General features: G+C 73.2%; 25 protein-coding genes. 6 read left to right on the forward strand and 19 right to left on the reverse strand.

The window, feature by feature from the left end; genetic code table 11:
• Positions 1-48 precede the first annotated feature (48 nt).
• From secD to B0I33_RS20630, 11 genes are all read right to left on the reverse strand, one after another.
• On the reverse strand, positions 49-1,839 hold the full coding sequence (secD, locus tag B0I33_RS20580) for a protein translocase subunit SecD (protein WP_106180451.1): 1,791 nt from the start codon (positions 1,837-1,839) through the stop codon (positions 49-51).
• Between the two features lie 176 nt (positions 1,840-2,015).
• Entirely contained in the window at positions 2,016-2,420 is a 405-nt protein-coding gene (yajC, locus tag B0I33_RS20585) for a preprotein translocase subunit YajC (RefSeq protein WP_106180452.1), read from the reverse strand.
• Positions 2,421-2,542: 122 nt separating this feature from the next.
• Positions 2,543-3,604: a Holliday junction branch migration DNA helicase RuvB gene (gene ruvB / locus B0I33_RS20590; protein WP_245900870.1), complete on the reverse strand. Its 1,062-nt coding sequence runs from the start codon at positions 3,602-3,604 to the stop codon at positions 2,543-2,545.
• Positions 3,605-3,628: 24 nt separating this feature from the next.
• A complete protein-coding gene (gene ruvA, locus B0I33_RS20595) occupies positions 3,629-4,231 on the reverse strand; it encodes a Holliday junction branch migration protein RuvA (protein ID WP_106180454.1) in 603 nt (200 codons plus the stop codon).
• Positions 4,228-4,830, reverse strand: a complete 603-nt coding sequence (gene ruvC / locus B0I33_RS20600) for a crossover junction endodeoxyribonuclease RuvC (protein WP_106180455.1) — start codon at positions 4,828-4,830, stop codon at positions 4,228-4,230. The genes ruvA and ruvC overlap by 4 nt, the downstream gene beginning before the upstream one ends.
• 121 nt (positions 4,831-4,951) lie before the next feature.
• On the reverse strand, positions 4,952-5,863 hold the full coding sequence (locus B0I33_RS20605) for an endonuclease/exonuclease/phosphatase family protein (protein ID WP_106180456.1): 912 nt from the start codon (positions 5,861-5,863) through the stop codon (positions 4,952-4,954).
• A gap of 137 nt (positions 5,864-6,000) precedes the next feature.
• A complete protein-coding gene (locus B0I33_RS20610) occupies positions 6,001-6,510 on the reverse strand; it encodes a DUF4262 domain-containing protein (protein ID WP_425440501.1) in 510 nt (169 codons plus the stop codon).
• 53 nt (positions 6,511-6,563) lie between these two features.
• Positions 6,564-7,313 carry a YebC/PmpR family DNA-binding transcriptional regulator gene (locus tag B0I33_RS20615; protein WP_106180458.1) on the reverse strand — a complete coding sequence of 250 codons (750 nt, stop codon included), beginning with the start codon at positions 7,311-7,313 and terminating at the stop codon, positions 6,564-6,566.
• Between the two features lie 45 nt (positions 7,314-7,358).
• Positions 7,359-7,982: a pyridoxal 5'-phosphate synthase glutaminase subunit PdxT gene (gene pdxT, locus B0I33_RS20620; RefSeq protein ID WP_106180459.1), complete on the reverse strand. Its 624-nt coding sequence runs from the start codon at positions 7,980-7,982 to the stop codon at positions 7,359-7,361.
• Positions 7,983-8,077: 95 nt separating this feature from the next.
• Positions 8,078-8,401: an AzlD domain-containing protein gene (locus B0I33_RS20625; protein WP_106180460.1), complete on the reverse strand. Its 324-nt coding sequence runs from the start codon at positions 8,399-8,401 to the stop codon at positions 8,078-8,080.
• Positions 8,398-9,096 (reverse strand): AzlC family ABC transporter permease, encoded by a 699-nt coding sequence (locus B0I33_RS20630; RefSeq protein ID WP_106180461.1) that lies wholly within the window; start codon positions 9,094-9,096, stop codon positions 8,398-8,400. Before B0I33_RS20630 ends, B0I33_RS20625 begins: the two co-directional genes overlap by 4 nt.
• A 67-nt stretch (positions 9,097-9,163) precedes the next feature.
• On the opposite strand from B0I33_RS20630, the gene B0I33_RS20635 reads away from it, so the two are divergent.
• The 3 genes from B0I33_RS20635 to B0I33_RS20640 all read left to right on the forward strand — a co-directional run bounded on the left by B0I33_RS20635 (position 9,164) and on the right by B0I33_RS20640 (position 10,326).
• Positions 9,164-9,748, forward strand: a complete 585-nt coding sequence (locus tag B0I33_RS20635; protein ID WP_106180462.1) for a helix-turn-helix domain-containing protein — start codon at positions 9,164-9,166, stop codon at positions 9,746-9,748.
• A gap of 121 nt (positions 9,749-9,869) precedes the next feature.
• Positions 9,870-10,031: a hypothetical protein gene (locus tag B0I33_RS30035; protein ID WP_181193379.1), complete on the forward strand. Its 162-nt coding sequence runs from the start codon at positions 9,870-9,872 to the stop codon at positions 10,029-10,031.
• 166 nt (positions 10,032-10,197) lie between these two features.
• Positions 10,198-10,326, forward strand: a complete 129-nt coding sequence (locus tag B0I33_RS20640; protein ID WP_181193380.1) for a type II toxin-antitoxin system VapC family toxin — start codon at positions 10,198-10,200, stop codon at positions 10,324-10,326.
• A 12-nt stretch (positions 10,327-10,338) separates the two neighbouring features.
• Here the strand turns inward: B0I33_RS20640 and B0I33_RS20645 are convergent, their stop codons facing one another.
• The gene (locus tag B0I33_RS20645) at positions 10,339-11,889 is read right to left on the reverse strand and encodes an MFS transporter (protein ID WP_425440502.1); all 1,551 of its coding nucleotides are present in this window, start codon (positions 11,887-11,889) and stop codon (positions 10,339-10,341) included.
• Between the two features lie 38 nt (positions 11,890-11,927).
• Between B0I33_RS20645 and B0I33_RS30730 the strand changes: the two genes are divergently transcribed.
• Positions 11,928-12,584: a TetR/AcrR family transcriptional regulator gene (locus B0I33_RS30730; protein ID WP_106180464.1), complete on the forward strand. Its 657-nt coding sequence runs from the start codon at positions 11,928-11,930 to the stop codon at positions 12,582-12,584.
• A 57-nt stretch (positions 12,585-12,641) separates the two neighbouring features.
• On the opposite strand, the gene pdxS is transcribed toward B0I33_RS30730, so the two are convergent.
• Entirely contained in the window at positions 12,642-13,556 is a 915-nt protein-coding gene (gene pdxS, locus B0I33_RS20655) for a pyridoxal 5'-phosphate synthase lyase subunit PdxS (protein WP_106180465.1), read from the reverse strand.
• Between the two features lie 198 nt (positions 13,557-13,754).
• Here pdxS and B0I33_RS20660 point away from each other — a divergent pair, with 198 nt between their 5' ends.
• Entirely contained in the window at positions 13,755-15,878 is a 2,124-nt protein-coding gene (locus B0I33_RS20660) for an elongation factor G-like protein EF-G2 (protein ID WP_106180466.1), read from the forward strand.
• 527 nt (positions 15,879-16,405) lie between these two features.
• Positions 16,406-16,966, forward strand: a complete 561-nt coding sequence (locus tag B0I33_RS20665) for an HAAS signaling domain-containing protein (RefSeq protein WP_106180467.1) — start codon at positions 16,406-16,408, stop codon at positions 16,964-16,966.
• 35 nt (positions 16,967-17,001) lie between these two features.
• On the opposite strand, the gene B0I33_RS20670 is transcribed toward B0I33_RS20665, so the two are convergent.
• The 6 genes from B0I33_RS20670 to B0I33_RS20695 form a co-directional block, all read right to left on the reverse strand.
• Positions 17,002-17,523, reverse strand: coding sequence for an XdhC family protein (locus B0I33_RS20670; RefSeq protein WP_106180468.1), 522 nt, complete (start codon positions 17,521-17,523; stop codon positions 17,002-17,004).
• 26 nt (positions 17,524-17,549) lie between these two features.
• Complete coding sequence (locus tag B0I33_RS20675) at positions 17,550-18,539, reverse strand: NUDIX hydrolase (protein ID WP_106180469.1); 990 nt, start codon at positions 18,537-18,539, stop codon at positions 17,550-17,552.
• Positions 18,536-19,678, reverse strand: a complete 1,143-nt coding sequence (locus B0I33_RS20680; RefSeq protein WP_106180470.1) for a glycosyltransferase family 4 protein — start codon at positions 19,676-19,678, stop codon at positions 18,536-18,538. The genes B0I33_RS20675 and B0I33_RS20680 overlap by 4 nt, the downstream gene beginning before the upstream one ends.
• A complete protein-coding gene (locus B0I33_RS20685; protein WP_106180471.1) occupies positions 19,675-20,595 on the reverse strand; it encodes a phosphatidylinositol mannoside acyltransferase in 921 nt (306 codons plus the stop codon). Before B0I33_RS20685 ends, B0I33_RS20680 begins: the two co-directional genes overlap by 4 nt.
• The gene (gene pgsA / locus B0I33_RS20690; RefSeq protein ID WP_106180472.1) at positions 20,592-21,203 is read right to left on the reverse strand and encodes a phosphatidylinositol phosphate synthase; all 612 of its coding nucleotides are present in this window, start codon (positions 21,201-21,203) and stop codon (positions 20,592-20,594) included. Before pgsA ends, B0I33_RS20685 begins: the two co-directional genes overlap by 4 nt.
• A gap of 141 nt (positions 21,204-21,344) precedes the next feature.
• Positions 21,345-21,851 carry a MarR family winged helix-turn-helix transcriptional regulator gene (locus B0I33_RS20695; protein ID WP_106180473.1) on the reverse strand — a complete coding sequence of 169 codons (507 nt, stop codon included), beginning with the start codon at positions 21,849-21,851 and terminating at the stop codon, positions 21,345-21,347.
• Positions 21,852-21,899 lie beyond the last annotated feature (48 nt).

Consider the following 21,899-nt stretch of genomic DNA (forward strand, 5'->3'; position numbering starts at 1 on the left):
CCGCCGGTGCCGTTGTCGCCGCCCGCCGTGTTGTCTCCGCCCGCCACGTCACGCCTCCTTCAGGGCCGCGCCGACCCGGCCGGTGGCGCGGCGGCGCTGCTCGCCGAGTTTCTGCACCGCGCCCAGCCCGGACAGCCGCGGGCTGGACAGCCGTTTCGACTTCGCCACGATGGCCACCAGCGGATGTGTCACCAGGAACACGACGATCAGGTCCAGCACGGTGGACATGCCGAGGGTGAACGCGAAGCCCTTCACCTCGCCCACCGCGAGCGCGTACAGCACGGCGGCGGCCAGGAAGAGAATGGCGTCGGAGGCGAGGATCGTGCGCCGGGCCCGGACCCAGCCGCGCGGCACGGCGGAGCGGAACGTCCTGCCCTCGCGCATCTCGTCCTTGAGCCGTTCGAAGTAGACGACGAACGAGTCGGCCGTGACACCGATCGCGACGATGAACCCCGCGACGCCCGCGAGGTCGAGCGTGAAGCCGATCCACCGCCCGAGCAGCACGAGCACCGCGTAGACGATGGCACCGGACAGGATGAGCGACAGCACGGTCAGCACACCCAGCATCCGGTAGTAGAACAGGCAGTACAGGAACACCAGGGCGATGCCGATGGCGCCCGCGATCAGTCCGGCCTCCAGCGAGGCGAGCCCCAGCGTGGCCGACACGGTGGTGGCGTCCGAGGACGAGAACGACAGCGGCAGCGAGCCGTACTTGAGGACGTCGGCCAGCTCCTTCGCCTCGGCCTGGTTGAACTGGCCGGTGATCTCGGTCCGCCCGTCGGGGATGGCGACGGTGATGTTCGGCGCCGAGACGACCTTCGTGTCGAGCACGAAGGCGGCGCGCTCGTTGATGTTGTTGGACGTGAAGTCCGCCCAGATGTCGGCGCCCTCGCTCTTGAAGTTGAGGTTGACGACGAACGCGCCGCGCTGGTCGTTGTAGCCGGACGTCGCGTCCGCGATCTGGGTGCCCTCCAGGAACACCGGGCCGAGGACGTACTTCTCGGTGCCGTCCTCGTTGCAGGTCACCAGCGGCAGCTTCGGGTCGTCGTTGCCGACGAGCGGGTCCTGCGCCGCGCAGTTCAGCGCGGCGAGTGCCTGCTGCTGGGCCTGCTGGGCCGCCGCCACCGCCGCCTGGTCGTTGGGGTTCTGCGGGACCAGCGCCGGGTTCTGCCGCACTTCCTTCGCGGCCTGGATCTGCTCGGCGATCTCGTCCTGGACGTTGCCGGAACCGCCGGTGTCGCCCGTACCGTCGGTGCCGTTGTCGTCCTGGCCTCCGCCGGAGCCCTGCGCGGGCGCGGCGCCCGCGGCACCGCCACCACCGCCGGTGGCAGCGCTGTCGCCACCGTCGCCGCTGGTGCCGTCCGGCTCCCCGGACTGGGACGGCTCGGCCGACGGCGCCGTGGACGGGTCATGACCGCCCTGCTGCTCGCCCTGCTGCTGGCCGCCCTGCGGCTGGCCCGCGGGCACCGCCGTGATCACCTTGCGGAAGCCGAGCTTGGCGGTGCGGCCCAGGCTCTTCGCCTGCTCGCCCTCCTCGCCGGGAACGGTGATCACGACGTTGTCGCCGTCGAGCACGACCTCGGCACCGCTGACGCCGATGCCGTTGACCCGGGTCTCGATGATCTGGCGTGCCTGGCTGAGTTGCTCACGCGTCGGGTCGGAGCCGTCCGGCGTGCGCGCGGTCAGGGTGACCCTCGTGCCGCCCTGCAGGTCGATGCCCAGCTTGGGGGTCGGCTTGCCGTCGCCGGTGAAGAACACCAGGGCGTACAACGCGGCGACGATGGCGACGAAGAAGGCGAGGTAGCGTCCCGGGCGGATGTGCCCGGCGGGAGGTGCCACGGTCGGTCGTTCTCCTCGAACTGGTTCAGCAGCTTGTCGGGGCCTTGGCCGGGGTGCGGGCCGCCCTGGTGAGACGGCGGACACACACGCAGCACCGAGACACTACTCGGCGCTGCGTGAACACAGCGTTCGGCCCCCGCCGGCACCGCGCGGCGCCGGCGGGACAGCGGCGGTGGTTACTTCTTGCCCTGCTCCACCGACGAGGCGACCTGCTCGGAGTCACCGTCGGTGGACGCGCGGGTGGCGCCGTCGGCGCTGTCAGTGCCGCCGGTGCCGTCGGTGCTGTCGTCGTCGGCGTCCGCCGTGTCCTCGTCGGCCACCGGGTTGATCCGCTCGCGGACCGCCTGCCGCAGCCACGTGGTCACGACGCCCTCGGCGATCTCCAGGTCGATCGTGCTGTCGTCGCTGGCGTCGGCCACGGTCGCGTACAGACCCGACGTGGTCATCACGCGGTCACCCTCGGCAAGGCTGCTCTGCAGCTCCTGCTGCTGCGCCATCGCCTTCTTCTGCTTGCGCGTGCCCATCACCAGCGGGATGGCGACGACCAGCATCAGCAGCAGCGGCAGGAAAAGGCCTTCCATAATTCTCCATTCAGCAGACGCCTGCCTCCCCGGCGCGACGTCCGTATTTTGTCTGGATGTGCTCTATCGAGTGTGCCAGGTACTGCGAGGTACGCCAGCACCTGGTACAAGGGCACCCCGGTTCACGGCTGGTCGAACAGGGTCGGAGCCGAGCCGTCGACCGGCGAGTACTCCGGGGGCGGCCGTAGCCCGAGGTGCTCCCACGCGGCCGCCGTAGCGACCCGGCCACGGGGAGTCCGCGCGAGCATACCCGCACGCACGAGATACGGCTCACACACCTCCTCGACCGTCGTCGTCTCCTCGCCCACGGCGACCGCCAGGGTGGACAGGCCGACCGGCCCGCCGCCGAACGAACGTGTCAGCGCCGTCAGCACCGCCCGGTCCAGCCGGTCGAGGCCCAGTTCGTCGACGTCGTACACCCGCAGTGCCGCCCGGACGACGTCCCTGGTCGCCCGGCCGTCGGCGCGGACCTCGGCGTAGTCGCGGACGCGCCGCAGCAGCCGGTTCGCTATCCGGGGCGTGCCCCGCGAGCGCCGGGCGATCTCCGCGGTGCCCTCCGGTTCCACGGTAATGCCCAGTATGGTCGCGGCGCGCTCCACGACGAGTTCGAGTTCCTCGGGGCTGTAGAACTCCATCTGGCCGGTGAAGCCGAACCGGTCCCGCAGCGGGCCGGTCAGCGCGCCGGACCGCGTGGTGGCGCCGACCAGCGTGAACGGCGCGATCTCCAGCGGGATGCTGGTGGCCCCGGGTCCCTTGCCGACGACGACGTCGACGCGGAAGTCCTCCATCGCCAGGTACAGCATCTCCTCGGCGGGGCGGGCGATGCGGTGGATCTCGTCGATGAACAGCACGTCGCCCTCGGCGAGGTTGGACAGCATCGCCGCGAGGTCGCCGGCCCGCTCCAGCGCGGGGCCCGAGGTGATGCGGATGGCCGCGTCCAGCTCGGCGGCGATGATCATCGCCATGCTCGTCTTGCCCAGCCCCGGCGGGCCGGACAGCAGGACGTGGTCGGGCGGGACACCGCGCCTGCGGGCGCTCTCGAGCACCAGCTGCAACTGCTCGCGCACGCGCGGCTGACCGACGAAGTCGTCGAGCTTGCGCGGCCGGAGCGTGGTCTCGACCTCGCGCTCGCCTCGGTGGGGCAGCGCGGAGAGCGGGGCGGCCTCCGGGTCCGACTGGGCCATGTGCTCATCGTGCATGGGACCGCGTCACCGCTTGCGGCCGAGGGTGGCGAGGGCGGCCCGGAGCACGCTGGAGGTGTCGCCGCCCTCCCCCGCCGCGAGCACCTTCTCCACGGCCTGCTCGGCCTGCTTGGCCGGGAAGCCGAGCCCCACCAGCGCCTCCACGACCTCGGTCCGCGTCGCGGAGCCGGCGACCGCCGTGTCCTGGTCCGGCGCGGCGGACGGTTCCGCGGCGAGCACCTTGTCCCGCAGTTCGAGCGTGAGCCGCTCGGCGCCCTTCCGGCCGATGCCGGGCACCTGGGTGAGCACGGTGATGTTGCCCTCGGCCAGCGCCGTCCGCAGCTTGTCCGGGTCGAGCACGGCGAGCGCCGCGAGCGCGAGCCGGGGACCGATGCCGGACACGGTCTGCAGCAGTCCGAACAGCTCGCGCGACTCGATGTCGGCGAACCCGAACAGGGTCAGCGAGTCCTCCCGCACCACGAGGGCGGTGTGCAGCAACGCGTGCTCGCCACGGCGCAGGGTGGCGAGCGTCGCCGGCGTCGCCTGCACCGCGAGACCGACCCCGCCGACCTCGACGACCACGTGGTCGAGTCCGACGGAGAGCACCTCGCCCCGCACCGACGAGATCATCGCCGCACCCCTCTCGTCCCCGCCGTACCGCTGCCGCCCTTGCGCCGGGCCGCCTCGGCCAGCCGCTTGCGGTGCGTGCGCGCCAGTTCGGCCGCGCGCGCCTCCGCCTCGGCGAGCCGCGCCCGCATCGGCTCCCGCCACAGGTGGCAGATGGCGAGGGCGAGCGCGTCCGCGGCGTCCGCGGGGCTCGGCTTCTCCGCCAGGTTGAGCAGCCGGGTCACCATCCCGGTGACCTGGGCTTTGTCGGCGCGGCCGGATCCGGTGACGGAGGCCTTGACCTCGCTGGGCGTGTGGAAGACGACCGGCAGCCCGCGCCGGGCGGCGCCGAGCGCCACCACCCCGCCCGCCTGCGCGGTGCCCATCACCGTGCGGACATTGTGCTGGCTGAACACCCGCTCGACGGCGACCGCGTCGGGGCGGTAGGTGTCGAGCCACTCCTCGACCGCGCCGGAGATGCGCAGCAACCGTGCCGCGACATCGTCCTCGGCCGGGGTGCGCACCACGTCCACGGCGACGCAGGTGACCGTGCGGCCGAGGCCGCCGTCCACCACGCCGAGACCGCACCGGGTCAGCCCGGGGTCCACGCCGAGCACTCGCACGGGTCTCCTTCACGACGAACACCAGTTCGAGCACGAAGGCTACCCGGCGATCCCGGCCGCGCCCGCCGGGACTCGCCGGGACTCGCCGGAACACCGCCAGGCAGTAGACCGGCCGGAGCGGTCAGTGGAGGCGGACCAGAGCCTGCACGGGGAGGTGGTCGGACGGGTAGCGGCCGTCCACGCGGAACGGGTTGATGGCCGAGGCGAGCACGCTCACCCCCGGGTTCACCAGCACCCAGTCGATGCGGGTGCCGCCCTCGACCGGGTCCCGGTAGTTGGGGAACGTGCCCCACGCCGGGGTGAGCTGCCTGCCCTCGGTCCAGGTGTCCCGCAGCCCGCCCCCGGTGAGGACGCGGAACGACTCCGAGCCGGGAGCCGGGGTGTTGAAGTCGCCGGTGAGCACCACCGGCAGCGCCGGGTCGAACCCGGCGATCCGGTCGCGGACCAGCTCCGCGCTGCGCACCCGCGAGTTCTCCGACCGGTGGTCGAAGTGCGTGTTGACGTGCACGAACTCCTTGCCGGTGCGGCGGTCGCGGAACCGCACCCAGGTCACCATCCGCACGACCGTGTTGCCCCAGGACCTCGAGCCGATCACCGACGGCGTGTCCGAGAGCCAGAAGTGGTCGAAGTCCAGCGGCTCCACCCGGGTGATGTCGAAGTACACGGCCATGAACTCGCCGCGGCCGCCGCCCTCCCGGCCGAGGCCGATCCAGTCGGTGTACGGCGGCAGATCGGCGGCGACCTGCTTCACCTGGTGGTACAGCGCCTCCTGCACGCCGAGCACGGTCGGCCGCTCGGTCTCCAGGAACTCCGCGAGCACGGGCCTGCGGTCGGTCCACGAGTCGGCGCTGCCCGGCGCGGCGCCCGCGTCGTACCGGATGTTGAACGAGATCACGTGCAGCGTGTCACCAGGTGCCCTGCCGATCACCGCGCGGCCTTCGCGCTCCCGGGCACCGGCCGGGCTCGCACCCAGCAGCCCGGCGGCCCCCACAGCGCCCGCGATACCCAGTGCTCCTCGCCGAGAGATACCCACGTCAGCCTCCTCCGCTTCGTCCGGGCCCGCGACGCGGGCCGGGGAGGACTCTCTCCCGCGACCGTGTGCGGCAGGCCGCGCGCGGGAGACGGGGAGGGGAACGCCGCGCGAATTCCTGAGAAGTCCACTTCGGACGTTCAGGGCCCGTTGCCGCCCGGGGTCCAGCTCTCCGGGCGGCCGCTGACCGTCAGCACGGGCTGCCACTCCGCGAAGCCGGCGGGCGCGTCGGCATGCCAGGGCCAGCGGCCGTCCGGGGTCGGCACGATGATCTGCACGGCGGGGAAGTCGCCGTCGGGGTAGACGAGGAACGCGCTGCCGAAGAACTCCGCGTAGTGACCCTGCGCCACCTTCTCGAAGGTGATGGGCACGCCGTCGAAGAAGTCGTGGTACAGCCCGCCCAGCTCGAACCGCTCCCCCGCCGCGGCCCGGTCCACGTAGGCGTCGAGGAGCACGTGTGCCATCTGGTCGGGCAGGCCGATCACGACCGCCTCGGGCACGCCGTGCAGAGCCCACGCGCAGACGGTGAACGAGAACCCGGCTCCGTGCTCGTCGGGAGCCACGGTGATGATCGCGTTGCCGCGCTGCTCACCCTGGGAGACGATCCACTCGCGCAGTTCCTCGTCACGGTCGGCGGCGATCTCGCTCATGGCGGGCATTGTGCCGCATCGGCGGGCGCGGGTGCGCCCGCCCTGCCCGGCCCTCAGCCGACTTCCGCGAGCACCTCGTCGGAGACGTCGAAATTCGAGAACACGTTCTGCACGTCGTCGCAGTCCTCGAGCGCGTCGATCAGCCGGAACACCTTCTTGGCACCCTCGGCGTCGAGCGGGACGTTGACCGAAGGCAGGAAGTTCGCGTCCGCGGACTCGTAGTCGAACCCGGCCTCCTGCAGCGCGGTCCGCACCGCGACCAGGTCGCCGGCCTCGGAGATGATCTCGAAGCTCTCCCCCAGGTCGTTGACCTCCTCGGCACCCGCGTCGAGCACGGCCATGAGGACGTCGTCCTCGGTGAGACCGTTCTTGGGCATGATCACCACGCCCTTGCGGTTGAACAGGTAGGCCACGGAGCCGGGGTCGGCGAGCGAGCCGCCGTGCCGGGTCAGCGCCGTGCGCACCTCGGACGCGGCCCGGTTCTTGTTGTCGGTCAGGCACTCGATCAGCACGGCGACGCCGTTCGGCGCGTAGCCCTCGTACATGATCGTCTGCCAGTCCGCGCCGCCCGCCTCCTCGCCGGCGCCCCGCTTGCGCGCCCGCTCGATGTTGTCCTGCGGGACCGAGTTCTTCTTCGCCTTCTGGATGGCGTCGAACAGCGTGGGGTTGCCCTCCGGGTCGCCCCCGCCGGTGCGCGCGGCGACCTCGATGTTCTTGATCAACCTCGCGAACAGCTTGCCACGCTTGGCGTCGAGGGCGGCCTTCTTGTGCTTGGTGGTGGCCCACTTGGAGTGGCCGCTCATCTCTCCTCCATCTCGATCGGTGCCTGCACGGTTCCGCGCCGCACCCTAGGGGGCGTCCTCGACCAGGCGCACGAACATCCGGTGCACCCGTTCGTCGCCCGTCAGCTCGGGGTGGAACGCGGTGGCGAGCACCGCTGCCTGCCTGACCGCGACGATCCTATCCGCAGCGGCACCCGCCTCCCCCGAGTCGGGGATCCTGGCGAGCACCTCCACGCCGTCGCCCGTCTTCTCCACCCACGGTGCGCGGATGAAGACGGCGTGCACCGGCCCGCCGTCGACCCCGGTGAACTCGAGGTCACCCTCGAAGGAGTCGACCTGGCGGCCGAAGGCGTTCCGGCGGACGACGATGTCCAGCGCGTCGAGCTGGTGCTGGTCGGGCCTGCCGTCCAGCGCCTGCTTCGCCAGCAGGATCATGCCCGCGCAGGAGCCGAAGGCGGGCAGACCGTCCGCGATCCGCTCCCGCAGGGGCTCGAGCAGCTCGAACGAGTCCAGCAGGCGCGACATCGTGGTCGACTCGCCGCCCGGCAGCACGATGCCGTCCACTTCGGACAGCTCGCGCGGCCTGCGCACCGGCAGCGCCCGCGCTCCGGCGCGCTCCAGCATCGCGGCGTGCTCGCGCACGTCGCCCTGGAGGGCGAGCACGCCGACGACCGGTCGCGTTCTCGACACCCGGCATCCACCCTTTCCCGGTGATTTCCCTGGTCAAGCCTACTGGCGAGGGGACGGCACCGGCGCGGGGACCCGCCGTTCGCGGTTCGTCCGGGTCAGGGCACGCCGAGCAGCCTCAGCCCGGCCGCGGTCGCCGCCGCCATGAGTACAACGACCACGAACGGCGCTTTCTTCCAGGCGAGCACGCCGCCGACGGCGACCCCGGCCGGCCGCGCGAAGCCCGCGAACTCGTGGCCCTCCACCAGCGCGGCGGTGGCGACGAGCGCGGCGAGCAGCACCACGGCGGAGACGGCCATCAGGCGCTCGACGCGGGGCGAGAGCTCCACCCGCGCGCGCAGCAGGGGCCCCGCGAGGCGGAACGCGTAGGTGCCCGCGCCGAGCACCACGGTGGCCAGGACGAGGACCAGCGGGGTGGTCACGACGGCACCTCCTCGGGTTCCGGCTCGCGGTCCGTGCCGAGCCCGGCGAGCACGCCGCCGAGCGCGAGCAGGACGGGCAGTCCCGCGGGCAGGAAGGGTGCGGTGGCCAGCGCGATCGCGACCCCGGCCAGCGCCGCGCGCCGCGCCCGCCGGTCGCGCAGCGACGGCAGCAGCAACGCCAGCAGCACCGCGGGGAAGGCGGCGTCGAGACCGAGCACGGCGGTGTCGCTGACGGCCCGCCCGCCGAAGGCGCCGAGCACGACGCCGGCGTTCCAGCACACGAACAGACCGGTCCCGCACGCCCAGTACGCCGCGCGGCGGCGCTGGAGGTCCCGCTGGGCCAGGGCGAACGCCACCGTCTCGTCGATCATCAGGTGGCTGCCGGCCAGCCGCCGGGCCCACCCGCCGCCGAGCGCGTCGCCCACCGCGAAGCCGAACGGCACGTGCCGCGCGTTCACCAGCAGCCCGGCGAGCACGGCGGCCAGCGGGTTGCCGCCGGAGGCGACGATGCCGACGAACATGAACTGGGCCGCGCCCGCGAACACGACGACGGAGAGGAGCATGGGCAGCCACAACGGCAGCCCGGAACTCACCGTGATGGCACCGAAGGACACCCCGACGATGCCGTCGGCGAGGCACACCAGACCGATGTCGCGGAGCAGGTCACGGTCCAGGGTTCGCCATATCGAACGCATGATTTCTATACTGAACACAGGTGAGCATGTTCGTCAAGGCGAACAAGAGGACTTCTGGAGCGAACGCATGACCGGAGACGGGCAGGAGGCAGGCCGGGCCGCGGGTGGGGCGCCGCTCGAGGTGATCGCCGCGTCCCTGCGGCGCGAGCGCCGCCGGGCGGGGCTGTCCCTCACCGAGGTCGCCCGGCGGGCGGGCATCGCGAAGTCCACCCTGTCGCAGCTCGAGTCGGGCACCGGCAACCCGAGCGTCGAGACGCTGTGGGCGCTCGGCGTCGCGCTGGACGTGCCGTTCGCGCGGCTGGTGGACCCGCCCCGCCCGCGGGTACAGGTGATCCGCGCGGGCGAGGGCCCCGCGGTGGCCTCCGAGCGGGCGGACTACGTGGCGACGCTGCTGGCGTCCTGCCCGCCGAACGCGCGCCGGGACATCTATCTGATCACCGTGCAACCGGGCCCGCCACGCGAGTCCGATCCGCACATGCCGGGCGTGGTCGAGCACGTCGTGCTGGCCTCGGGCCGGGCGCGGATCGGGGTGGCCGAGGACCCGGTGGAACTGTCGCCCGGCGACTACATCGCCTACCCCGGCGACGAGCCGCACGTGTTCGAGGCGCTGGAACCTGGCACGGTCGCGGTGATGGTCTCCGAACACGTGTGACGACGAGCGCCGGAACCGTCGGTGTAGCGTGCTAACGTGACGGCATGACCGAACATCCGCACGGTGGCTTCGCGGACGCTCGTGGCCCCGACCGCAGGGGTCCCTGACCCTGGAGTCGTACGTGGCACGCGAGGAAGCCAGGCTCACGACCGAGGGACCCAGCCTCGACTCCTGGCTCACCGCCGTCGAGGAGTTCCGGATCCCCGACCTGAGCCGCGAGTGGATCGTCACCACGATGCGAGAGCTGCGCGAGGGTGATCGCCCCGGCCGGAGCGAGGAGTGAACGCCCGTCGCGTCGTGGTCGACGCCTCGGCGTTCCTCGAACTGCTGGGCTCTCCGGCACCGGACCTGAAGCGGACCTCGGACTGGTGGAGTTCCTGCCGCAAGCCCCGGTCACTCGCGTACCTCATCGCGAGCTCCTGCCGCGCATCTGGGAGCTCCGGCACTCGGTGACCGCCTACGACGCCGCGTACGTCGCTCTCGCCGAACGGCTCGGTGTCCCGCTGGTCACCTGCGACGCCAAGCTCGCGGGCGCCAACGGGCACCGGGCCTCGGTCGATCTCTGTCCGGTGGCCTGACGCGCGGCCCGGTCACGACTCCGGCTGGGTCCTCGCCCGCCGCAGCGCGACCACGGCGAGCACCCCGAGACCGGCGGACACGGCGGCCGCCACACCCGCCACGACATGCAGTCCGGACGTGAAGGCTCCCGCGGCCGCCGCGAGCAGGTCCAGCGCGGCGCCGGGCGGGAGGTCGGCGGCCGCGGCGGCCGCCCCGGGCAGGGACTCCCTCGCCGCGTCCGGCGCCGCACCGGGCAGTCCGGTCGCGGCGCTCGCCCGGTAGACCACCGCCGCGACGCTGCCGAGCAGCGCCACGCCCAGCGCGATGCCGAGCTCACCGCTGGTCTCACTCACCGACGACGCCGATCCGGCCTTGTCCGGCGGCGCCGAGCCGACGATCAGGTCGATACCCAGCGCGCCGACGGGTGCGGCCCCGAGGAAAGCGATCACCAGTCCCGCCGTCAGCAGCCCCGGGCCCCCGGCCGGCTCCACCTGGGTGAGCAGCGCGAACCCGCCCGCCGAGACCGCCATCCCGGCGGCGATCACCACCGCGGGCCCGAACCGGCGGGCCAGCAGCGGCGCGGCCAGCGAACCGGCCGCGAGCGCGAGCGCGGGTGGCACCAGCCACAACCCCGCGCGGAGCGGGGAAAGGCCCTCCACCAGTTGCAGGTACTGACCGGCGAGCAGGTAGCTCCCGCCCTGCAGGGCCATGGCCAGCAGCAGGATCACCAGCGCGGCGCCGAACAGCCGGTCGCCGAACAGCCGCAGGTCGAGCAGCGGGTCCGCGAGGCGCCGCTGCCTGCGGACGAAGGTGTACCCGAGCGCCACGCCGGCCGGCACGGCGAGCAGCGCGGGCCAGTGCCCTTCACCGCCGGCCAGTTCCTTCAGCCCGTAGACGGTGAGCAGCACCGCGCCCAGCGAGAGCGCCACGCTGCCGAGATCCGGCCTGCCCGCACCGCTACCCCGGTCGGCGGGCAGCACGAACGGGGCGGCGCCCAGCAGCAGCACCATCACCGGCACCCCGGCGAGGAAGACCGAGCCCCACCAGAAGTGCTCCAGCAACACGCCGCCGACGAGCGGGCCGATCGCCCCGCCACCCATGAAACAGCTGACGAAGACGCCGACGGCGAGACCTCGCTGGCGCGCGTCCCGGAACATCAGCCTGATCAGCGCCAGCGCGGACGGCATCAGCGTGGCCCCGGCGACACCGAGCAGCATGCGTGCCGCGACCAGCAGTTCCGCGCTGGGCGCGTACGCGGCCACGACCGAGACGGCGCCGAAGGCCGCGGCGCCGATGAGCAGCAGCCTGCGCCTGCCGATCCGGTCCCCGAGGCTCCCCATCGTCACGAGGAACCCCGCGATGAGGAACCCGTAGCCGTCCATGATCCAGAGCTGCTGGACGGGTGTCGCCGCGAGGTCGGCGCTCAGGTGCGGCAGGGCGAGGAAGAGCACCGTGTTGTCCAGCGCCAGCAGCACCGTGGGCAGCGCGAGCACGGCGAGCCCGGCCCACTCCCTGCCACCGGCGCGCAAGCCGGCCTCGCCGGTCACTTCCGAGGTCATCGATCCCCCACGAGTCCATTTCATTACGTTACGAAACGTAATATATCCGGTAGAATGCGCTCATGCAACCTCGCCGGGAACCGTCGCGGGCGGGACGCCCCCGCGACACCCAGATCGACGCCGCCGTGCTCGACGCGACGCTCGCCGTCCTCGACGAGTCGGGCTACGCCGGCCTCCGGATGGAGGAGGTCGCCCGGCGAGCCGGCACGACGAAACCGGCCGTCTACCGGCGCTGGCCCACCCGCCAGCACCTGGCACTCGACGCTCTCGCCCGCAGGCTGGGCGAGGTCGTCGTTCCGGACACCGGCTGCACGATGTGCGACCTCGGGGAAAGCCTGAGCCTGTTCCTCGCCGCGTTCCGGTGCCTGCCGCCCGACGTGCTCGGGCCGCTGCTGGCGGACTGCGCGGCCCGGGACGAGCTGCGCGAGAGGTTCATGGCGACGTTGTTCGACCCGCCCCGCGCGGCGGTCGGGCGGACGCTGGCGACCGCGCGCGACCGCGGCGATCTGCGCGACGACGCCGATCTGGAGCTCACGCTCGACCTGCTCGGCTCACTCGTGCACTACCGCGTCCTGTTCGGGCACGCGCCGGTCAGCGACGGCGAGATCGAACGAGCCGTGGAGACCCTGCTCCAGGGAGTCGCCGCCGACTACCCGCGCCTGCTCGCGCACGCTCGCGGCGAGACGGGCACGGTCCCCCACCACCAGCGACACGGCTGACACAGCGCAGGGCCCGGCCTCCCCTCGGGAAGCCGGGCCCTGCGGATCAGCCGGGCATCACCAGCCGCGCTCGGCCAGCCGGTGCGGTTCCGGGACGTCGTCCACGTTGATGCCCACCATCGCCTCGCCGAGCCCCCGGGAGACCTTGGCGAGCACGTCCGGGTCGTCGTGGAAGGTGGTGGCCTTCACGATCGCCTCCGCGCGCTGGGCCGGGTTGCCGGACTTGAAGATGCCGGAGCCGACGAAGACCCCCTCCGCGCCGAGCTGCATCATCATCGCCGCGTCCGCGGGCGTGGCGATGCCACCCGCCGTGAACAGCACCACCGGCAGCTTGCCGGTCGCGGCGACCTCCTTCACCAGCTCGTACGGCGCCTGGAGCTCCTTGGCGGCCACGTACAGCTCGTCCTCGGGCAGGGCCGTCAGCCTGCGCAGCTCCGTGCGGATCCGCCGCATGTGCGTGGTGGCGTTGGAGACGTCTCCGGTGCCCGCCTCGCCTTTCGAGCGGATCATCGCCGCGCCCTCGTTGATGCGGCGCAGCGCCTCGCCGAGGTTGGTGGCACCGCACACGAACGGCACCGTGAACGCCCACTTGTCGATGTGGTTCTCGTAGTCGGCGGGGGTCAGCACCTCGGACTCGTCGATGTAGTCCACGCCGAGCGACTGCAGCACCTGCGCCTCGACGAAGTGACCGATCCGGGCCTTCGCCATGACCGGGATCGACACCGCGGAGATGATGCCGTCGATCAGGTCGGGGTCGCTCATCCGCGCGACGCCGCCCTGGGCGCGGATGTCCGCGGGCACGCGCTCCAGCGCCATCACCGCGACGGCGCCCGCGTCCTCGGCGATCTTGGCCTGCTCGGCCGTGACGACGTCCATGATCACGCCGCCCTTGAGCATCTCAGCCATCCCCCGCTTCACGCGGGCGGTGCCGGTCTCGGGCAGGGAGGTGTGCTGGGACTGGGCGTCTGACACTGCGGGAGCCTTTCACGAAATCGGGGTTTCTCCCTTCCACTGTACGTCGCACGTGGACCGCCGATACAGGCCAGTACGCGGCGATCTCAGCAGTCCACTTCCGGTGGCACCGGACGGACCCTTGCCGGTGACCCGCAACGGGTGTGTGATCGAGGACACAGACCACTCGACAACGTCGTCGGCGCAAGGAGGCCCGCCATGGCCGAGAAGCAAGCGAAGACCATCGACGCCGGGGCCGCGGTCGCTGTATCCGACCCCGGCAAGGTCCGCAACGTCGTGCTGGTGGGGCCGTCCGGGGCGGGGAAGACGACCCTCGCCGAGGCGCTGCTCGTGGCCTCCGGCACGCTCACCCGCGCGGGGTCGGTGGTCGACGGCACGACGGTGTGCGATCACGACCCGGCCGCGGTGCGCCAGCAGCGGTCGGTCGGCCTTGCCGTGGCCCCCGTCAAGCACGGGGACGTCAAGATCAACCTCATCGACACCCCCGGGTACGCGGACTTCGTCGGCGAGCTGCGCGCCGGGCTGCGCGCGGCGGACGCCGCGCTGTTCGTCGTGTGCGCGGGCGAAGGCGTCGACCCGGCGACGGTCGCGCTGTGGGAGGAGTGCGCCGCCGTGGGCATGCCGAGGGCGGTCGTCATCGCGCGGCTGGACCATCCGCGCGCCGACGTGGAGGGCGAGATCGCCGCGTGCCAGGAGGCGTTCGGCGCGGGCGTGCTTCCGCTGTACCTGCCCGCGGGCGGCGGGCGGCAGGGCCTCATCGGCCTGATCACGCAGCGGTTCTTCGACTACTCGGCGGGTCACCCGCCCGTGCTCGGGGAGCCGGACCCGGCCGACCTGGAACGGCTCACCGGCGCGCGCAACGAGCTGATCGAGGGCATCATCGCCGAGAGCGAGGACGAGACGCTGATGGACCGCTACCTCGCGGGTGAGGACATCCCGGAGGACACGCTCATCACCGACCTCGAGACCGCCGTCGCGCGGGGCTCGTTCCACCCGGTGATCCCCGTGTGCGCCGCCACGGGGGTGGGCCTTGCCGAGGTGCTCGACGGCATCGCCCGCGCGTTTCCCTCCCCGCTCGAGCACGCCGTGCCCGAGGTCACCTCCCCCGACGGCGTGCCGAGGCCGCGGCTGGCGGCCGACCCAGCGGGGCCGCTCGCCGCGGAGGTCGTGCGCACCGCGGCGGACTCGTACGTCGGCCGGGTGTCGCTGGTCCGGGTCTTCTCCGGGACGCTGCGCCCGGAGCGGCCCGTGCACGTCTCCGGCCACGGGCTCGCCGAGCGCGGCCATGCCGACCACGACACGGACGAGCGCGTCGCGCACGTGTACTCGCCGCTCGGGCAGACCCTGCGCGAGGTGCCGTTCTGCGTGGCGGGCGACCTGTGCGCGCTCACCAAGATCGGGTCGGCGGAGACGGGCGACACGGTCTCCTACCCGGACGACCCGCTGCTGATGCGGCCGTGGCGGATGCCGGAACCGCTGCTCCCGGTCGCCGTGGTGGCGAAGACACGCAGCGACGAGGACGCGCTGGCGCGCAACCTCTCCCGGCTGGTGGCGGGCGATCCGACCCTGCGGCTGGAGCGCAACGCGGAGACCGGCCAGCTCGTGCTGTGGTGCATGGGCGAGGCACACGCCGACGTGGTGCTGTCGCGGCTGCGGGCGGGTGGCGCGGACGTCGAGACGCAGGAGGTGCGGATCCCGCTGCGCTCGACGTTCGGGGGCAAGGCCTCCGGGCACGGCAGGCACGTCAAGCAGTCCGGCGGGCACGGCCAGTACGCCGTGTGCGACATCGAGGTGGAACCGCTGGAGCGGGGCGCGGGCTTCGAGTTCGTCGACCGGGTGGTGGGCGGCGCCGTGCCGCACCAGTTCATCCCGAGCGTCGAGAAAGGCGTGCGAGCCCAGCTGGAGAAGGGACTCGTCGACGGCCATCCGGTCGTGGACGTACGGGTCACGCTGTTCGACGGCAAGGCGCACAGCGTGGACTCGTCCGACGCGGCCTTCCAGACCGCGGGGGCCCTCGCGCTCAAGGACGCGGCCACGAAGACGAGGATGGTGCTGCTGGAACCGCTCGACGAGGTCACGATCACGCTGCCGGACGAGCACCTCGGCACGGTGCTGGGCGACCTGTCGTCCCGCCGGGGCCGCGTGCTCGGCACCGAGTCGGCGGAGGGCGGGCAGACGGTGGTCCGAGCGGAGGTGCCCGCGACCGGACTGCTGCGGTACGCGATCGACCTGCGCTCCCTGACCTCGGGCAGTGCCACGTTCACCCGCAGGCACGTCCGCTACGACCCCATGCCGGAGAACGTCGCCGCGGCGGCCCACTGAGCCGGTGGCGGGCCGCCTCCACCGGGTGTCGCGGCGCAGGCGGCCCGCGGGCTCACCGGCGGCGGGTCCGGGCTGGTGGATGCCGCAGACGTAGTCGGCGGTGGACGACGGACGGGGCTGGCCCTTGACCCGCAGGCACTCGATCGGGTGCTGGATGTCGATGCCGCCCACTCCGGGCCCGAACTCGTGCCGTGCGTACGAACGTCCCTCGTTGGCGACCACCCCGGCGTCGGTGGCCGTCACCCCCTCGTAGCGCCAACCGGGCGTGGAGGTGACGGTGCTGCCGGAGTAGCACCAGCCGCCGACCGTGTCGAAGGTGTAGAGGGTGTTCCCGGCCGCGGCCTCCGCGCTGCCGGTCCACCGCTGGGTCCAGCAACTCGCCGCGGACACCCCTGCGGGAGCCGCGGAGCGGTCCTCCTCGCCGGTACACCCTGACTCCGGCCGGGAACGCGGCACTGACGACCTTCAAGGCGACGTGGCCACTGTTCTGGCGGGCCGTCGACGCCACGCTGGAAGGAGCGTGAACGATGAGCGGATCGCAGCCGTCGCGAGCGGGTTCCGAGCTCGTCGACGCCTACCTGGCCGATCTCGATCGTGCGCTGCGGCACGCTGACCCCGCATCCCGGGACGAGGTCGTCAGCACCGTGGCCGAGCACATCGATCACGCGCTCGCCGAGCGACCCCAGCCGGTCGGCACCCGCGACGTGGAGGAGGTGCTGACCGCGCTGGGCCCGGTGGAACGCGTCGCCGCCGGAACCGACCGGGACCCCGGCGCCCCGGACCCGGCCCTGCGGTCGGCGCCGTGGCCGCGGTGGACCGCACCCCTGGTCCTCGTGCTGGGCGCGGTGTCGATTCCGTTGGTCCCGCTCAACGCGTGGCTCGCGCTGCCGACGGCCGTCGTCGCCATCGTGCTCGGTGTGCTCGGCGCCCGGGCACACCAGGGGCGGTCGAAGCGCCCGTACCAGGCCGGGGCGGCGCTGGGCGGGCTGGCGCTCGTTCTCCTCGCGGCGGCGGCGCTGGCGTCGCTCCGCGCGGGATCCGACGCGCCGCAGCCATCGCCGCCGGTGCCCGTCACCTCGGCGCCGTGACCCGGCCGCCATCCTGGGGCGCCCAGCGGCATCCGTCAGAACTCGAAGCCGCCCGGGCGGCCGTTGCGATCCGCGATCAGCCCCGCCAGCGTGGCGACGGCGATCTCCGGCGGGGTGCGCGAGCCGATGTTGAGGCCGACCGGCCGGTGCACCCTCGCGATGTCGTCCGGGCCGACACCGAGCGCGGTCAACGCGCCGACGTGCGGACCGGGGTGGCGGGGGTTGCCCAGCACGCCGATCCACCGTGCCTTCGGCCACGCCAGCGCCTCGCGCAGCAGCTCCCCCAGCTCGTCCCGGTGGTGGTCGGTCACGACGAGATCGGTGTCCTCATCCAGCTCGGGCACCCTTGAGACGACCTCCGCGCCGGAGTCCACGGCCGCGGCGCGCGCGGAGTCCGGCTCCACCAGCACGGGCCGGAAGCCGAGCTCGTGCCCGAAGGTCAGCAGGGAGCGCGCCACCGGCGACGCGAACACGGCCACCAGCGTGCGGTCGCCGCCGGCGGCCTCCGCCCGGCCGTGCGCGACGTCGCACGCCGCGTCGTCTGCCTCGTCCACCATGGTGGCCAGTGTGCCACGCGCCACCCTCAGCGGACGGAGCGCAGGCGCCCGTCCCAGCCGGCGGCCAGCAGTCCGGGCAGCAGCTCCCCGAGTTGCAGGGGGTACACCGGCTCCGCACAGTCCCGCAGCTCGGCGGCGGACCACCAGCGGTGGTCACCGACCGAGGACACGCCGGGTTCGGCGAAGGCCGCGGGGTCGATCCGGGGCCGCGCCCCGTCGAGCTCGGTGAGGAAGTACCACTCGTCTCCCTCGTACGGGCGGCCCTCGGAGCTGTACCGCACGCGGCGCCGCCACACCGGGCCGACGAGCTCGCCGGGGTCCGGCTCGACGGCCGTCTCCGCGCGCAACGCGCGGACCGCGGCCGTCCGCAGGTCCTCCCCCTCGGCGGCGACGCCGCCCACGGGCAGCCAGAACGACTCGACGGTGCCGACATCCCGCGCCTGGAACAGCAGCACCCGCCCGGCCTCGTCGACCAGCAGCACCCGCGCGGTCGTCACCGGGGTGGGCCTGCTCGCGGCGGTGGTGAGATCCGGCTCGGCGATCTCGAAGTACTCGGGCTGCCGTGCCCGGCCCGCGAGCCGGAAGTACCGCACCCGCCGCCTGCGCCGCAGCGCCAGCGCGTCGCGTACCGCGTCGTTGTACACCCGCCGCGCGATGACCACGCGCTCCTCGGCGTCGGTCAGCTCGTCGGCGAGCGGGCCGGGCAGGCCACCGCGGTCCAGTTCGGCCAGCAGACGGGTGAGCTCGTTCTCCGCCAGTTCCCGCTCCGGCCGGGGCGCGGACTCGGCTCCCGCGGCCGCGGCGCGCAGGGCCTCGCCCTCCTCCCCCGGCAGCACGCTCGCCGCCACCGTGCGGGCGACCACCGCCCGCCGGGCCAGCGCGGAGTCGAGGGCGGCCCAGCCCGCGTCCATCCGCACGTGCAACCGGTCGAGCCGGTTGGCGGTGGCCACGAGCCACAACCCGCCGAGCACGACGACGGCGGCCACCACCCCCAGCACCACGAGCAACGCGGTCACCGCACGGTCTCCTGGTCGGGCGAGACGGTGCGCGGATCGGCGGCGACCGCCGTCTCGTAGACCCGCAGCACCTGCGTCACCACCGTCGCCCAGTCGTACCGGGCGACCCGCTCCGTGCCCACGGCGGACAGCCGCGCCAGCCGGTCCGGATCGGCGAGCAGCCCACGCAGGGCGGCCGCGAGCGCACGGGCGTCACCGGTGGGGGTGAGCACCCCGGCGCGGCCGTCGTCGAGCACGCGGCGGAACGAGTCGAGGTCGCTCGCGACCACGGGTGTGCCCGCGGCGAGCGCCTCCGTGAGGATCATGCCGAAGCTCTCGCCGCCGACGTTCGGCGCGCAGTAGACGTCGACGCTGCGCAGCGCCCTCGCCTTCGTCTCGTCGTCGACCTGCCCGAGCAGGTCGATCCGGTCCGCCAGCGCGGGGCCGGCCTGGCGGCGCAGGGTCTCCTCCTCCCCCCTGCCGACGACGAGCAGGCGCAGTCCTGGCAGTTCCGGGGCCAGGATCCGCAGGGCCTCCAGCAGCACGCCCATGCCCTTGCGGGGTTCGGTGTAGCGGCCGACGAAACCGACCGTGCCACCGGTGCGCGGGTAGCCGTCGAGCGGGCGGGCGTCCGCGAAGAAGCCCACGTCGACCCCGTTGGGGATCTCCACGGCGTCCCCGCCGAGATGCTCCACCTGCACGCGCCTGGCCAGCGCGGACACCGCGATCCGGGCCGTGATCTTCTCCAGCAGCGGCCGCAGCACCGGCTGGAACGCCGACAGTGTGCGGGAGCGGGGCGTCGAGGTGTGGAACGTGGCGACGATGGGCCCGTCGGCGACCTTCAGGGCCAGCAGCGAGAGGCTGGGCGCGGCGGGTTCGTGCAGGTGCAGCACGTCGAACTCGTTGTCCCGCAGCCAGCGGCGGACCCGGGCGTAGGACACGGGCCCGAACTGCAGGCGCGCCACCGAGCCGTTGTACGGGATGCCGAGCGCGCGGCCCGCCGGATGCACGAAGCCCGGCAGCTCGGCGTCCTCATCGGCGGGCGCCAGCACCGACACCCGGTGCCCGCGCGCGAGCAGCGCCTTGGCGAGGTCGACGACGTGTCCCTGCACCCCGCCCGGCACATCGAACGAGTAGGGGCAGACGATGCCGATCTTCATGGCGCACCGGCTCCCCGCGCCAGCGCCGGGTGGCCCTCGGGCAGGTCGTCGAGCCAGAACCGCTGCAGCATGTGCCAGTCGGCCGGGTGGGCGGCGATGTCGCCCGCGAACACGTCGGCGAGCGCCTGGGTGGCGGCGGGCACCTCGGCCCTCGCGTTGACCCTGATCCTCGGGTGCACCCGCAGCCCCCAGCCGCCGTCGGTGAACCAGCATCCGACCGGCAGCAGCGCGGCACCGGTGCTGGCGGCCAGCCGGGCGGCCCCGCCCGGCATCCTGGCCTCCGCGCCGAAGAACGTGACGGGAATGCCCGAGGCCGTGAGATCGCGGTCGGCGACCAGGCACACCACGCGGTTCTCCCGCAGCCGCCGCAGGAGGGTCCGGAACGCCCCGCCGCCGTCGGCGGGCACCACCTCGAAGCCGAGCGACTCGCGGTACGCGACGAACCGGCGGTACAGGGACGCGGGTTCCACCCGCTCCGCGACGGTCGTGAACGATCCCGAATGGCCCACCAGCCAGACCCCGGCCACGTCCCAGTTGCCGCTGTGCGGCAGCGCGACCACCGCGCCGTTGCCCTCGGCGAGGGCGGCGTCGAGGTTCTCCACGCCGGTGATCGACCGGTCGGCTTCGCGCCGCACCGCGCCGAGGTCCATGGCGGGCAGCCGGAACGCCTCCTGCCAGTACCGGGCGTACGAGCGCAGCGCGCGCCGGGTGAGGTCGTCGAGCTCCTCGGTCCCCGCCTGCGGCACGACGCGAGCCAGGTTGCGGCGCAGCTGGCGCACCTTGGCCCCGCCCCGCCGGGCCGCCAGGTCGGCGCCCAGCGCGAACGCGGACGTGGTCAGCGGCTCCGGCAGCGAGCGCACGAGGCGCCACCCCGCGGCGTAGCCGAGGGCGCCGAGCCGCTGGCCCAGTCCGCTCACGGGTGCGCCTCCCGCGCGGAGCGGGCCACCGCGGCCATCCGCTGGAGCAGGGTCACCACGGAGAGCACGGCGAGCAGCCACAGGGAACCCTCGACCGCGTAGGGCACGCCGAACCCTTCCAGCCCGGTGCCGACGAGGGCGAGGATCAGCCGCTCGGCCCGCTCGACCAGGCCGCCGTCGCCGTGCAGCCCGGAGGCCTCCGCCCTGGCCTTGACGTAGGAGATGACGAGCCCGAGCACCAGGCACAGCAGCGCGGCCGCCGCCGCGCGGTGGTTGCCCGCGACGGCGAACGCCCACCACGCGATGGCGGCGAACAGCGCCCCGTCGGCGAGCCGGTCGCAGGTGGAGTCGAGCACGGCGCCGAACGGCGTGCCCGCGCCCCTGGCCCTGGCCATGGCGCCGTCGAGCAGGTCGAGCATGGTGAACCCCCACACGGTGAACGTGCCGGCGAGCAGCATGCCGTTGGGGAAGAGGGCCAGCGCGCAGGCGACCGCGCCCGCGGTGCCCAGCAGGGTCATGCCGTTGGGGGTGAGGCCAGCCCGGACCAGCGCGGCACCGATCGGATCGGTGACACGGGAGACGGAGGCGCGCGCGAAGATGTTGAGCATCGGTCCTACGGTGCCGCGTGGTCGGGTTGCCGAACGAACCCTATCGAGCCACACCGACGCAACCTGCACGGATGCCCTCGGACACGCGGGAGGCCGCGCGGATCACACACCGTGAGCCGGCCGTGCCGGACCTCGCCGGCCTCAGTCGCCGTGCTCCAGCCGCTCCAGTTCGGCGGCCTCGGCCTCGGCGCACCGGGGCGCCAGCTTGCCCCTGATCGCGGCGCTGATCTCGCCCAGCTGCCGCACCTGGTCGGGGGTGAGCACGTCGAACAGGCTCTCCCGGACGGCCTCCACGTGCCCGGGGGCCGCTTCCGCCAGCGCGGCCAGCCCGGCGGCGGTGAGCTGCGCGAACGACCCGCGCTTGTCGGTGTCGCACGACTCGCGGCGCACCCAGCCGTTGGCCTCCATCCTGGCGACCGCGTGCGAGAGCCTGCTGCGCGAGGAGCGGGTGGCGAGCGCGAGCTCGCTCATGCGCAGCACCCGGCCCGGCGCCTCGGACAGCACGACGAGGATCTCGTAGTACGCGTGCGGCATGCCCGCGTCCCGCTGGAGCTGCGACTCCAGGTGCGCGCGCAGCATGTTGACGGCCACCGAGAAGTCGCGCCACACGCGCTGCTCCGCATCGGTCAGCCAACGAGTTCCGGACATGTGTTCCATGATACCTATGGTTGAGCCCTCAACTATTTCTGCTACGCT

The organism is Prauserella shujinwangii (assembly GCF_003001955.1).
Taxonomy (GTDB): domain Bacteria; phylum Actinomycetota; class Actinomycetes; order Mycobacteriales; family Pseudonocardiaceae; genus Qaidamihabitans; species Qaidamihabitans shujinwangii.

Excerpts from the sequence above, each read along its gene's own strand:
- yajC (WP_106180452.1), bottom strand. The coding sequence starts at position 2,420 with ATGGAAGGCCTTTTCCTGCCGCTGCTGCTGATGCTGGTCGTCGCCATC.
- B0I33_RS20670 (WP_106180468.1), bottom strand. The coding sequence starts at position 17,523 with ATGGTGGACGAGGCAGACGACGCGGCGTGCGACGTCGCGCACGGCCGG.
- B0I33_RS20615 (WP_106180458.1), bottom strand. The coding sequence starts at position 7,313 with ATGAGCGGCCACTCCAAGTGGGCCACCACCAAGCACAAGAAGGCCGCC.
- ruvA (WP_106180454.1), bottom strand. The coding sequence starts at position 4,231 with ATGATCTCGTCGGTGCGGGGCGAGGTGCTCTCCGTCGGACTCGACCAC.
- pgsA (WP_106180472.1), bottom strand. The coding sequence starts at position 21,203 with ATGCTCAACATCTTCGCGCGCGCCTCCGTCTCCCGTGTCACCGATCCG.
- ruvB (WP_245900870.1), bottom strand. The coding sequence starts at position 3,604 with ATGGCCCAGTCGGACCCGGAGGCCGCCCCGCTCTCCGCGCTGCCCCAC.
- B0I33_RS20665 (WP_106180467.1), top strand. The coding sequence starts at position 16,406 with ATGAGCGGATCGCAGCCGTCGCGAGCGGGTTCCGAGCTCGTCGACGCC.
- B0I33_RS30730 (WP_106180464.1), top strand. The coding sequence starts at position 11,928 with ATGCAACCTCGCCGGGAACCGTCGCGGGCGGGACGCCCCCGCGACACC.
- B0I33_RS20635 (WP_106180462.1), top strand. The coding sequence starts at position 9,164 with ATGACCGGAGACGGGCAGGAGGCAGGCCGGGCCGCGGGTGGGGCGCCG.
- B0I33_RS20695 (WP_106180473.1), bottom strand. The coding sequence starts at position 21,851 with ATGTCCGGAACTCGTTGGCTGACCGATGCGGAGCAGCGCGTGTGGCGC.
- B0I33_RS20660 (WP_106180466.1), top strand. The coding sequence starts at position 13,755 with ATGGCCGAGAAGCAAGCGAAGACCATCGACGCCGGGGCCGCGGTCGCT.
- B0I33_RS20680 (WP_106180470.1), bottom strand. The coding sequence starts at position 19,678 with ATGAAGATCGGCATCGTCTGCCCCTACTCGTTCGATGTGCCGGGCGGG.
- B0I33_RS20645 (WP_425440502.1), bottom strand. The coding sequence starts at position 11,889 with ATGAAATGGACTCGTGGGGGATCGATGACCTCGGAAGTGACCGGCGAG.
- B0I33_RS20630 (WP_106180461.1), bottom strand. The coding sequence starts at position 9,096 with ATGCGTTCGATATGGCGAACCCTGGACCGTGACCTGCTCCGCGACATC.
- B0I33_RS20610 (WP_425440501.1), bottom strand. The coding sequence starts at position 6,510 with ATGAGCGAGATCGCCGCCGACCGTGACGAGGAACTGCGCGAGTGGATC.